Origin of the sequence: Desulfovibrio sp. JC022 (assembly GCF_010470665.1) — a bacterium.
GTDB lineage: Bacteria > Desulfobacterota > Desulfovibrionia > Desulfovibrionales > Desulfovibrionaceae > Maridesulfovibrio.
Map to the genome: position 1 here is coordinate 16,477 of NZ_VOPZ01000008.1, position 12,355 is coordinate 28,831.

A 12,355-nucleotide genomic window follows, 5' to 3' on the forward strand; every position below is an offset into this window, starting at 1 on the left:
TAAGGTGGACTTCTCTATATCACATTTCAGGAAACAAAAATAATGCCCGAATATAAAAAATTTGACCGTTCCGGCGGTTCCGCACCGCGTAGACAGTCCCTGCTCGACGAAATCAAAGAGCTGGACGCAAGACTTCTTTCCATCGTATCCCGCAGAAATTACCTCATGGGTAAAGCTGCATCCAAGCGCAAACAGAAAGGTTTGCCCCTTGGTGACCCGGATATGGAAAGACGCATCTTTGAAACATGGACCGCTGAAGCCGGTAGCAAAAAATTCGACCTTAAAACTGCACGTCGTGTTTTCGATCAGCTCAACAACCTTGCTTACGCAGGAGTTGCCAAACCCGAAAACCGCAAGCTTTCTACATATGTTCTTTCTCCGCCCCAAAAGCCGGTTAATGTCAATTTTGACGGCCCCGGTTCGCTTTTTCAGTCTAAACTCTGGATCGCACTCAGTGCTGCTGCCGGAGCTGAAGCTCAGATGGGCCCCCTGTGCGTCAACGATGAGATCACCGAACTGATCAAAGCCTTCAACCAGTCCGGTGCCCATATCTCATGGGATGGTGAAACCATTGAATCCCGCGCCGGAGACGGAATCGACTTTGAGGAAAAACTCGTCTTTGCCGGTGACAATCCCATGACCATGTATCTGGCCATTGCTTTTGGTCTTAAAACAGTGGGCAAATTCAAGATTGCCGGAGGTCCGATCCTCAAGCAATATGATTCCCGTCCTCTGGCAGAAATCCTTTCTCCGCTGGGAGCAAGACTTAATACTCTTGATCTGCAGAGCCACGGATTACCTGCACGCCTTGAATGCGGCGGACGCATGGCTTCCTCTATTGAAATTTCTGAAGACACACCTGCGGAATTTGTTGCTGCTCTCGCGCTTGCTGCATGGACCTATCCGCAGGGCTTGACCATTAAATTCGCTGAAGGCTGGCATGGTATGTATCTCCTTCAGGAGGTTGTGGAAGTTCTAGGAATATGCGGCATAAAAGCGAAACTGAATAATACGGAATGTAGCGTTCCCGCCACAAAAGAAATTTCAGTTCCTGAACAGCCTGTCATTGCACTGGAACCTGAACTCTGCGCCGCTCTGCTGGCAATCCCCGCCTTTAGTGGCGGACAGGTTACCATTAATGGTGACTGGCCGAAGAACGTTGTAGCCGAAGATGCACTCAAGACATTGAAGTCTGGTGGTGTTGATATTGAAATTTCCAAAGGAAGCATCACCGCAACCAAGGGTGAAACCGCGACTGAAGCTTTTTTTGATTTCGGAAATGCAAATGGCCTCTTCCCCATTGGCCTGGCCCTCGCGGTCAACTCCCGCTCTGAATGCAAAATCAGCAACATTGCTGACGCAGTTATGTTCGAACAAGGTATTGAACTTCTCGAACGCCTCGGCATCAGATACGAACGTGGAGATGATGAACTGACCGTTATTCCCGGCAGACTCAAATGGGATGAAGCATGGTCCGCACCATCTCCTTTCTTCGGTATTGCTCTCGGTCTTATGGCCTGGATTCGTCCGGGTATTGCCATTGAAAACCCCGGCGATCTAACAGAACTCTGGCCTCGTTACTGGACCCTCTACAACAGCCTGCCGGAAGTCGACGGACTAAAAGACCCAGAGATTAGGAAAAAAGATGAATCAACAACCCGAAGAAGAATCAAAATCGATTAGTATCCCTGAGATCGAAGTAGAAATTGAGAACTTTAAGAAGGAACTTACACTTTGCAAAGAGCGGGTAAAAACGCTGATGGAAAGTGAAGATCCTTCTGAAGGGATCTTTTTTGCCAAAGAAATCTTCGAATCCAAGCAGGGTAAACTGCGTCTGGAAGCAGAAATTGACATCCGTCAACGGAAAATAAACCGAATGCGCCTCGGAATGGAAGGATAACAGAATCCCGTCCTCATAACAGCTTTAGCGGGCACTTTATGAAGTACGCGGGATAGCTACGTACAACAGGACACTTAGTTTCAAATCAGCTTATGAAAAGCACAATCACACCGGAGGAATCATGGGTTTAAATATTACTGAAAAGATCATATCAGCACATCTTTTGGACGGCGAAATGAAGCCGGGAACAGAAGTCGGGCTACGAATTGATCAAACTCTGACTCAGGATGCCACCGGCACCATGGCTTATCTGCAATTTGAAGCAATGGGGATCGATAAAGTCCAGACCGAACTTTCTGTAAGTTACGTGGACCATAACACCCTGCAAATGGGTTTTCGCAATCCCGATGACCATCAGTATCTGCGTACTGTTGCAGCCAAGCACGGCGTAGTCTTCTCCCCTGCCGGAACCGGTATCTGTCACCAGCTGCATCTGGAAAACTTTGCCAAACCCGGCAAAACCCTGATCGGCTCCGACAGCCACACACCCACAGCAGGCGGACTCGGCATGCTGGCCATGGGCGCGGGCGGCCTCTCAGTTGCTCTGGCTATGGCCGGACAGCCTTACTCCATTCCCATGCCCAAAGTGGTCAAAGTGGAGCTTTCCGGCAAACTGACCGGCTGGGCCTCTGCTAAAGATATAATCCTCAAGCTGCTTGAACTCAAAACAGTCAAAGGCGGAGTGGGCATTGTATTTGAATTCGCGGGTGAAGGCGTAAAAACTCTTTCCGTTCCTGAACGTGCAGTTATCACTAATATGGGCGCGGAACTGGGTGCGACCACATCCATCTTCCCCAGTGATGAAAATACCAAAACTTTTCTTAAGGCCATGGGCCGTGAAGAGGACTGGTCCGAACTTATCGCCGATGCAGATGCAACCTACGCCGAAGTCGTTGAAATAAATCTTTCCGAACTTGAACCTTTGGTGGCCCAGCCGCATATGCCGGACCGGGTCGTGACCGTTAAATCCCTTGCGGGACTTAAGGTCAACCAGTCTGCCATCGGTTCCTGCACCAACTCCTCTTACTCCGACCTGAAGACGACTGCACTGATCCTGCAAGATCAGCAGTTGCCTGAAGGTGTGGACCTAATGATCTCCCCCGGTTCCAAGCAGGTTCTCAAGATGCTTGCTTCAGATGGGCTGATCGGTAATTTCCTTGATTCAGGAGCAAGACTGCTCGAATGTACCTGCGGCCCCTGCATCGGCATGGGCGGTTCCCCCACCTCTGCCGGAGTAAGCGTACGTACCTTCAACCGCAACTTTGAAGGACGCAGTGGAACACAGGATGCGCAGGTTTACCTCGCCAGCCCTCAGACCGCTGCCAAACTGGCTCTTGCCGGGGAATTCACTGATCCTGCAACCTGGGGTACCCCTCCTGCCAAGATCGAATTCCCGTCCGATGTTCCCTCTATCCGCCATCTTTTCATCTTTCCCCCTGAAAACGGTGAGGCAATTGAAATTGTACGCGGACCAAACATCATCCCCCTTGAAAGCTTCTCCGCATTGCCGGATGAAATTTCTTCGGAAATCCGCCTCAAGGTCGAAGATGACATCACCACCGACCACATTCTTCCTGCCGGAGCGCAGATCACAGCACTCCGTTCCAACATCCCGGCAATCAGCGAATACATTTTCAGCCGGGTTGATGAAGGATTTGTGGGTCGCATGAAAGAATCCGACAACGGAATCATCCTCGGCGGTGAAAATTACGGACAGGGTTCCAGCCGTGAACATGCTGCTCTCGGCCCCCGTCATCTCGGGGTTGTTGCCGTTATCACCAAGTCTCTTGCACGCATTCACCGTGCAAATCTTATCAATTTTGGCATTCTACCCCTTGTACTCTCTGAAAAGAGTGATTACGACATACTGTCGGAAGGTAGTAAATTGACCCTCGATACCACTTCCATCACCCCCGGCGGCGAAAGTGTCGCAGTGGCTGACGGTGCTGAAATCAAAGTCAAGAATGACCTTTCGGAAAAAGAACTGGATATAATCAAGGCCGGCGGCCTGCTTAACTACGTCGGCAACCTATTGTAAATGAGTATGGCAGGGCTTGCGCTTGTGCGCTGGCCCTGCCAGTGTAAATAGAATCAACATTAGAAAGCAGCACCTGCTGCAAACGGAGACGGAAGAAGCCATGATGGACATTCTGCGCCAAAATGCCCAGAGCTGGGGCATCAAAATCGCTTTCGGTATCATTATCGCAGTTTTTATTTTTGCCTTCGGCGCCGGCGGTTTCAACGGCAACACCGACCCGGTAATCGCTTATGTTAACGACCAGCCTGTGCCCACTCAGGAATTCATGCAGGTCTACCGCGAAACCGCTGAAGCATTACGGGCCCAGAATCCCACCATTGACTCCGATCAGCTTCAGGCACCTGAATTCAAGAAAGCAGTTCTTGAGCAGCTGGTCAGCAAAAAACTTCTGGAAGCTGAAGCACTGAAACTCGGTCTTTCTGTTTCCAACAGCGAACTTTCCTACGGCATCAGGCAGATTCCCGCATTTGCTGACCAAGACGGCAAATTCGACATGAATCTTTATCAGGCTTTCCTGCAAAGCAGACAAATGTCCGCTGCCACCTTTGAAAACGACATGCGTAACAGCGCGTTGATTCAGAAACTTCAGGAATATGTGACCCTGCCGGTCAAACCCACTGAAGCCGAAGCCCGTGCCCTATTCGACTCCGCTTCTGAGAAAGTTCAGATCGACTATTACTATGTTTCCGGTGCTGATTTCGTTAAAAACATGAAAATCAGCGACAAGGAAATTGAAGATTTCTACAAAGCCAACCCGGACAAGTTCACCATTCCGGGACGCGCTATTGTAAAGTACATTGCTTTCACACCGGAAGAACTCTCCATCAACGAAACTGTAACTCCCGAAGAAATCAATGCTTACTACGCAGCAAACAAGGAATCTTTCCAGCAGGAAGAACAGCTTAAGGCCCGCCACATCCTTATCGCTGTAGATGAAAATGCTGCGGAAAAGGACGTGGCTGCTGCGGAAAAGAAAATCAAAAAAGTTCTCGCCAAAGCGAAATCCGGTCAGGATTTCGGCAAACTGGCAAAGAAATACTCCGAAGGCCCCAGCAGCTCTAAGGGCGGCGAACTGGGCTGGTTCGGACACGGTGCCATGGTTAAACCTTTTGAAGATGCAGCATTCGCACTCAAAAAAGGTGAAGTCAGCAAACCCGTCCGTACCCGCTTCGGCTGGCACCTGATCAAAATTGATGATGTACGCGAAGCCGGTCAGAAAAAACTTGATCAGGTCAAGGATGAAATCAGCTCCATGATCGCTCAGGAAAAAGCTGCTGACTCCATCACTGACAAGCTTGACCACGCCATCGACCTTCTTGCTTCCGGCCTCAAACTGGACAAAGTATCAGAAGAAATCGGCGTAGCATTCAAGAAAAGCGAACAGGCGACTGTGCAGAACCTTTCCCGTGCCTTCGGCATGACCGAAAGCGCAGCTCAGACCATCATCGCCCTGCCTAAAGGCAGCGCAACTGAAATGCCTGTTGCCATTGACGGCGGCTACATCCTCGTTGAGAAAGAGGAAGATGTTCCCCCGACCCTGAGCCCGCTCAAGGATCAGAAACAGGACATCGAAAGCTTCCTTTCTCAGCAGAAAGCCATGCAGCTGGCTAGAGTCAAAGCCATGGCCATCAGGGCTAAACTTGCGGACCAAAAGACTGCTGCCAAGGAACTCAAATCCATCAAGAAAGATCTCAAGACCTCCGAACCTTTCGGTCGTGACGGTTTTGTTCCCGGTCTGGGGATGAACCCCAAACTGGCTCAGGCTGCTTTTGCAACCAAGCAAGACCAGTGGATGTCTGATGTTTTCGAGCTTCCCGGCGGATTCATTGTTGCCCGTGTTGATGACCGTATTCCTCCCAAAGAAGAAGCTTGGGAAACCCAGAAAGAGATGGTCATGAACGCCCTGTTCCAGCAGCGTGCCAACGAAGTGTTCAACGCATTCCTTGCTGAACTGCGATCCAAAGCTCAGGTTGAGTACGTCCGCAAGGACCTCCTGAACTAGTCTGAACACACTCAGATTAAATCAAAGGGTCTGTTCTTGCGGGAACAGACCCTTTTTTTCGTTACGTACATATCTTTGTTTTAAACACCTCTTTTATCTTGCACAGTTTTTTCCTACAGAGTAACAACTAAAAACTACTGTCACAGCTATACTGGCAGAGATTTCATAGGATAACAGACCATGCTCAACACTCCCAAAGGATATAAATTTGCAGCCCTTGAGGCTGGCTTCAAGTACCACGGCCGGAATGATCTGGCCCTGATCCTAAGTGATATGCCTGCGGTCGCCGCTGCGGTTTTCACAAAGAACAAATTTCAAGCCGCTCCGGTAACTGTTGGTAAGGAAATTCTTGCTGAATCTCAAACTGTCCGCGGTGCCATAATCAATGCCGGTCTGGCTAATGCCTGCACAGGGGCTGAAGGAATTGAAGACTGCCGGGAAAGTCTTGTGCTGGTCGCAAAGTATCTGGGCTTGAATTCCCGTGACCTGCTCCCCTCCTCCACCGGGGTCATCGGCCCGCGCTTTAATATGGATAGATGGCGTGAAGCAGCACCGAAACTAAAAGGTGCACTTGCTGAAAACGATCCGGTCAAGGCGGCTAAGGCCATCATGACCACCGACAAATTTCCCAAACTGGCCTGGGGTGAGATTGAATGCGACGGTAAACCCTTGCGCATGCTCGGCATGTGCAAAGGCGCGGGCATGATATCCCCGAACATGGCCACTATGCTCGGATTCATTACCTGCGATGCTGAAGTAGATCCCAAATGGTGGCAGGAAACCCTGCACCGCTGCATCGACAAAAGCTTCAACTGCGTAACAGTTGACGGCGACACCAGCACTAACGATACAGTCATGGCCCTTGCCAACGGTACTTCCGAAGTCAAAGCTGACACCGACGAAAAAAAAGCTGCAATAGAAGCCCTGTTGCTTGATATCTGCCAACAGCTTTCCTACATGATCGTGCAGGATGCCGAAGGCGGAACCAAGGTCATGCACATAAATGTCAGCGGAGCAACTTCAGATGAAGATGCGGAACTCATGGTCCGCGCAGTGGGCAATTCTCCGCTGGTCAAGACAGCTCTTTTCGGCGAAGACCCCAACTGGGGCAGAATTGTCGCGGCAGCCGGACGCAGCGGCGCTGAATTCGACCCTGATAAATTGACCCTGAGTTTCGGCAAAATCGTCGTCTTTGAAAAAGGAAAACCCGTCGAAGGGGACATGGACGCCCTGCTCGAACCAATCATGCGTAAACAGGATGTTGAAGTGAACATCACCCTCGGTGACGGTAATGGTTCTTCCGTGCTTCAGGCTTCCGACCTGACCCGCGAATACATCAGCATCAACGCCGATTACAGATCGTAACAATCTTACAATTTTAAGATACAACCAGATATTTATATGATGAAAAACCTTAAAAACCGCGACAAGATGACCAGACTTGCCGACTTCCTCTTTGAGGTCGGCATGCTGCGCAAAACACCGCGTACCGGATATCAGTTTCTGGGCACAGGCTCTGAATCTGTTGCCGACCATTCTTACCGGGTGGCGGTACTGGGGTATGTGCTGGCCGACATGGCCGGGGCTGATATGGCCCGCACTGTTTTCATGTGCCTTTTCCATGACCTGCACGAAGCCCGTACCGGAGACTTCAACTACGTAAACCGGATATACAACCGCAGCTACCGTGATAAAGCCCTGCGTCACACACTGGCCGGGACGGGGCTGGAAGACAAAGTCTTTCCCCATTGGGAAGAGCTTGAAGAATGCGAAACAATTGAATCCAAACTGGCTCAGGACGCTGACCAGCTGGACTTCATCCTCAACCTCAAAGAAGAACTTGATATGGGCAATCCTTATGCCGGGAAATGGCTGGAATCGGCATTAAAGAGATTGCGCACTGAAGAAGGCCAGAAACTGGCCGATAAAATAGCTGAGACCGATCACAAGGACTGGTGGTATCTCGGACCGCCGCCCAGCTGGTGGGAAAACAAAAACGGCCTTGATGACGAAGATTGAAACAAGACCGCATAAAATCAGCCGAGCAAGATTTAATACTGCTCCCGGAACCTTTTCACTCTTTTATTTTGCAGATCATTGTGCTAAGTGTATCGTTTAGGCTGCTTTTTCATTAATAATATATTTTAAATTTTATGGTAATCAACTGACGATGTCCCAAGCTGAAACTGAAAATAAATTACTTCTCCCGTTCAATATGATCGGTAAGTGCTGCATGAATATCCTTGCTGAAGCAGGAGCCATGTTCATTTTCCTCATGGACGGGTTGCTTCATATTTTCAGCTCTCTGGGCATCTTCAACAAAACCATCAAGGAACTTTACTTCATCGGAGTGAAGTCCATTACCGTAATATCCCTGATCGGCCTTTTCACAGGCATGGTTGTCGGCCTTCAAACCCAGTATGCCCTATCCAAATTCGGCTCCGACGGTTTTTTAGGGGCTGCTGTTGCTCTTTCACTTGTGCGCGAACTCGGGCCTGTCCTTACCGCCATAATGCTCACCGGACGAGCTGGATCATCCATGACTGCAGAAATCGGGGTTATGCGTATTTCTGAACAAATCGACGCTCTTGAGCTCATGGATATAAACCCCATGAACTATCTGGTCAGCCCCAAGTTGCTGGCCTCAATCATTTCCTTCCCCATCCTGACCGCACTTTTTGACCTGATCGGCATAGCTGGCGGCTACATGACCGGAGTAAGCCTGATGGGCGGCAATGCAGGAGTGTATTGGCACCGGGTGCACACCGCCCTCGGCTGGGATGATATTTCCGCAGGGTTCAACAAATCCCTTGTTTTTGCAGTGCTGGTCTGTACCGTATGCTGCTTTCAGGGTTATTTCACCCACCACCGTAAAGACGGTAAAGGCCCCGAAGGCGTAAGTCAGGCAACTACTACCGCAGTAGTTATGTCCTGTGTGCTGGTTCTCGTAGCAGACTACATCATAACCTCCTTACTTCTCTAGAGGTATCGCATGAGTTCAACAGCACCGGATATCAAAATCGAGAACCTGACCATCGGCTATGATGGCAATCCTGTAGTTACCGATATCAACGCCACCCTTCCCGGCGGAGGAATTTCTGTTATCCTCGGACGCTCAGGCTGCGGGAAGTCCACCCTGCTCAAGAACATCCTCAAACTGAATACTCCCATGGGCGGTGCAGTCTACCTGGGCAGGCACAATATTTACGAACTCAAGCGCAAGGCTTTCCGTTGCCTCAAGCAGCGCATCGGCGTGCTTTTTCAGGACGGGGCACTACTCGGAGCCCTGAATCTTTTTGATAATGTGGCTCTGCCGCTTCGTGAACACACCCGGCTGGGGCAGCCGGAAATATACGAAGTGGTCAAGGCCAAGCTCAGCCTCGTGGGACTCGAAAAGTTTATGGATTACTATCCCAACGAACTCTCAGGAGGCATGCGCAAAAGGGCCGGACTGGCCCGGGCCATGGTCATGGACCCGGATATCCTTTTCTGCGACGAACCTACATCAGGACTTGACCCCATCAACTCGGCGGAACTTGACGGGCTGCTTCTCGAACTCAAGGAAAGGTTCGACATGACCATAGTGGTGGTCAGCCACGATCTGGCCAGCATGAAAACCATTGCCGATTACGTTGTTGTTCTCGGCGAAGGCAAAACACTTTTCAAGGGACAGAAGAAAGAACTTCTGACAACCGATGAACCTTACCTGCGTCAATTTCTGGATCGAGCAGGGGAAAAGCGTGAAAACCCACGCCTGACCATGGCTCCCTTAGATCCTTCGGTTATGAAAATGAATTGCGCCAAATACATTGGCGACTTGAACAGCAATTAAATTGATACGGAATCCGGCATGAAAAAATACCCCAAAGAAACAGCAGTCGGCATATTTGTCATTCTCGGCCTGCTCTGTATTATTTACATGAGCGTAAAACTTGGTGATGTGCATATGTTTTCGGACGACCATTACCATGTGACTGCCAGCTTTAACGACGTGACCGGATTAAGGGTGAATTCACCTATTGAAATGATGGGCGTTCCTATCGGTTATGTGAATAAAATCGATCTTGATCTTGAAAAACAGAAAGCCGTGCTGACCTTGAGCATTGAAAAACGTCTCAGCCTTACTGATGACGCCATTGCTTCGGTAAAAACCAGCGGTTTGATCGGGGACAAATATATCAAGATAACTCCCGGCGGAGTGGGTGATCCCATTGAACCAGGTGGAGTTATAATTGAAACTGAGTCCGCAATTGATATTGAAGACTTGATCAGCAACTATGTTTTTGGCAAAATCTAAAAATGAACAAAATAAATAATCGGTTCTCAAAAATGAAAAGAACATTATCAATATTAGTTATAGTCGTGCTCCTCTGTCTTTCAGCCGGAGCCGGATTTGCAGCAGAGAATTCCCCTATGGTCCGTTTGCGCTCGGGAATTCAGGGAGTAATTGCAATTCTCAACGACCCTGAGTACAAAGGCGACCCTGCCATGGAAGCTGAGAAAGCTCACAAAATCCGTGAAACCATAAAGGATTTTTTTAATTTCGAAGAATTATCCAAGCGATCAGTAGGCCGTCCCTGGCTCAAGTTCACCCCTGAAGAAAAGGAAAGATTCGTATCTCTTTTCACCAACCTGCTGGAGCAGACTTACCTCGGACGTGTCGGAGAATATTCCGGCGAAAAGGTCGCATTTGACAAAGAGACCATTATTAAGGGAAAATATGCTCAGGTCGACACACGTTTGCTGACCGGTAAACAGGATATTCCTGTATTCTACCGCATGAAGCTGACTGACGGCGAATGGGATGTTTATGATGTAAAAATCGAGGGCGTAAGTCTGGTCAAAAACTACCGCACTCAGTTTACCGGCATTCTCGACACTACAAACGACAAAACACTCGAGGCAGGCAAGAAAGAACTTTTCAAACGCCTTGAGAAAAAATGTGCTGAACTTAAAGCTAACCCCAAAGCCGCTACTGATAACGGCATTGAATAACGGAAAATAACCATGACCAGGAACTACTCCACAACAATTCTCGCCTTTCTGGTTCTGACAATGATCCTGCTGACCTTCCCTTCACAGGTTAGATCAGCGGATACGCAGAACCCGGTAATGGTAGCTCAGGTCGGGTCCGGTGTGATCGGGGCCGTAAAAAACAATCCTGAAGAATACCCCGACGATGAATTCAGTGAGGATATGTGGGGCGATTCCGAACACCACGAAGAGGCTTACGCCTCTGATCCGTGGCAGGGCTACAACCGTGCCATGTTCAAGTTCAACGATTACTTGTACTTCAACATCATGAAGCCCATAACTAAAGGCTACATGTGGGCGGTTCCTCTCAGACCTAGAACCTGGACCAACAACTTTTTCCAGAACATGCTTTACCCCGTACGTCTGACAAGCTGTCTGCTACAGGGTAAATTTTATACAGCCGGTGCTGAAACATCCAAATTCATTGCCAACTCTCTCTTCGGAATGGGCGGACTCGGCAATGTTGTAGGTGAAGCACAATCCACCATGCCCCTCTACCTCGGTGATGAAGACTTAGGTCAGACCTTCGGTGTCTGGGGCATTCCTAACGGCCCCTACTTTGTGCTGCCTTTCTTCGGCCCTTCCACTATCCGTGATTCAGTGGGCCTTGGAATCGACACTTTTGTGCTCAACCCCTTCTGGTGGTTCGGCATTCCCTGGTACTACTCCGCATCCGCCGGTGCTTACAACCAGATCAACAAACTTTCATTTCACATCGGGGAGTATGAATCCCTCAAGGAAGGCTCCATTGATCCGTATCTCGCTCTTAGAGATGCATACCTTAGCTACCGGGCCAAACAGGTCAGGGACGCCAAGATAGACCCCAATAAACCCAAGCCGCAGATGACTACCAACCCGGATGCAGCTCCGCAGAAGTAATTCCCGTGAAAATCGCAGTTATATCTGACACACACCTCCGTGAGCCTGATCAAAGGCTCACGGAGGTTTTTAATAAGTACCTCGCAGAGGCGGACCTGCTCCTGCATTGCGGGGACATGACCTCTTTTTCCATGTGGCAGTTCTTCTGCCAGCATCCCAATTTTCATGCAGCCCTCGGCAATTGCGATGAATGGGCACTTTCCGACTACCTGCAACCGTTGGAATCCGTAAATTTCCACGGATTACGCATCGGCATAGCCCACGGCTGGGGATCACGTTCACAAGTGTCCAGAAACGTAGCAGACTCCTTTGGGCCGAATTTTGATCTGGTCTGTTACGGGCACACCCATATTCAGGACTGGTCCATTGTGAGCGGCGTGCAGATGCTCAATCCCGGAAGCCTCACTTCGCCCCGCGATGAACGGCCTCCCTGCGTAGCGATCGTGGAAGTCGATGAGGAACAGAACATGGAATGCTCTTTCGTACCTGTAGATTAATCATA

General features: G+C 49.6%; 12 protein-coding genes. All 12 read left to right on the top strand.

The features are described 5' to 3' along the window. Window positions 1–42 precede the first annotated feature (42 nt). The 12 genes from FMS18_RS14270 to FMS18_RS14325 all read left to right on the top strand — a co-directional run bounded on the left by FMS18_RS14270 (window position 43) and on the right by FMS18_RS14325 (window position 12,350). Window positions 43–1,683 (top strand): chorismate mutase, encoded by a 1,641-nt coding sequence (locus tag FMS18_RS14270; RefSeq protein ID WP_163295353.1) that lies wholly within the window; start codon window positions 43–45, stop codon window positions 1,681–1,683. Continuing rightward, a complete protein-coding gene (locus FMS18_RS14275; protein ID WP_163295354.1) occupies window positions 1,646–1,900 on the top strand; it encodes a hypothetical protein in 255 nt (84 codons plus the stop codon). The genes FMS18_RS14270 and FMS18_RS14275 overlap by 38 nt, the downstream gene beginning before the upstream one ends. 121 nt (window positions 1,901–2,021) lie before the next feature. Next, a complete protein-coding gene (locus FMS18_RS14280; protein WP_163295355.1) occupies window positions 2,022–3,938 on the top strand; it encodes an aconitate hydratase in 1,917 nt (638 codons plus the stop codon). Window positions 3,939–4,038: 100 nt separating this feature from the next. Further along, on the top strand, window positions 4,039–5,940 hold the full coding sequence (locus tag FMS18_RS14285; RefSeq protein WP_163295356.1) for a peptidylprolyl isomerase: 1,902 nt from the start codon (window positions 4,039–4,041) through the stop codon (window positions 5,938–5,940). A gap of 180 nt (window positions 5,941–6,120) precedes the next feature. Continuing rightward, window positions 6,121–7,305, top strand: a complete 1,185-nt coding sequence (gene argJ, locus FMS18_RS14290; protein ID WP_163295357.1) for a bifunctional glutamate N-acetyltransferase/amino-acid acetyltransferase ArgJ — start codon at window positions 6,121–6,123, stop codon at window positions 7,303–7,305. A 36-nt stretch (window positions 7,306–7,341) separates the two neighbouring features. Next, entirely contained in the window at window positions 7,342–7,959 is a 618-nt protein-coding gene (locus FMS18_RS14295) for an HD family hydrolase (RefSeq protein WP_203544658.1), read from the top strand. A gap of 151 nt (window positions 7,960–8,110) precedes the next feature. After that, window positions 8,111–8,923 (top strand): ABC transporter permease, encoded by an 813-nt coding sequence (locus FMS18_RS14300; protein WP_239061052.1) that lies wholly within the window; start codon window positions 8,111–8,113, stop codon window positions 8,921–8,923. Window positions 8,924–8,932: 9 nt separating this feature from the next. After that, complete coding sequence (locus FMS18_RS14305) at window positions 8,933–9,772, top strand: ABC transporter ATP-binding protein (RefSeq protein WP_163295358.1); 840 nt, start codon at window positions 8,933–8,935, stop codon at window positions 9,770–9,772. An 18-nt stretch (window positions 9,773–9,790) separates the two neighbouring features. Beyond that, window positions 9,791–10,237, top strand: a complete 447-nt coding sequence (gene mlaD / locus FMS18_RS14310; RefSeq protein WP_163295359.1) for an outer membrane lipid asymmetry maintenance protein MlaD — start codon at window positions 9,791–9,793, stop codon at window positions 10,235–10,237. Between the two features lie 32 nt (window positions 10,238–10,269). Continuing rightward, window positions 10,270–10,935 (top strand): phospholipid-binding protein MlaC, encoded by a 666-nt coding sequence (locus FMS18_RS14315; RefSeq protein ID WP_163295360.1) that lies wholly within the window; start codon window positions 10,270–10,272, stop codon window positions 10,933–10,935. 12 nt (window positions 10,936–10,947) lie between these two features. Next, the gene (locus tag FMS18_RS14320; RefSeq protein WP_163295361.1) at window positions 10,948–11,853 is read left to right on the top strand and encodes a VacJ family lipoprotein; all 906 of its coding nucleotides are present in this window, start codon (window positions 10,948–10,950) and stop codon (window positions 11,851–11,853) included. 5 nt (window positions 11,854–11,858) lie between these two features. Next, window positions 11,859–12,350 carry a YfcE family phosphodiesterase gene (locus tag FMS18_RS14325; RefSeq protein WP_163295362.1) on the top strand — a complete coding sequence of 164 codons (492 nt, stop codon included), beginning with the start codon at window positions 11,859–11,861 and terminating at the stop codon, window positions 12,348–12,350. Window positions 12,351–12,355: the final 5 nt, after the last annotated feature.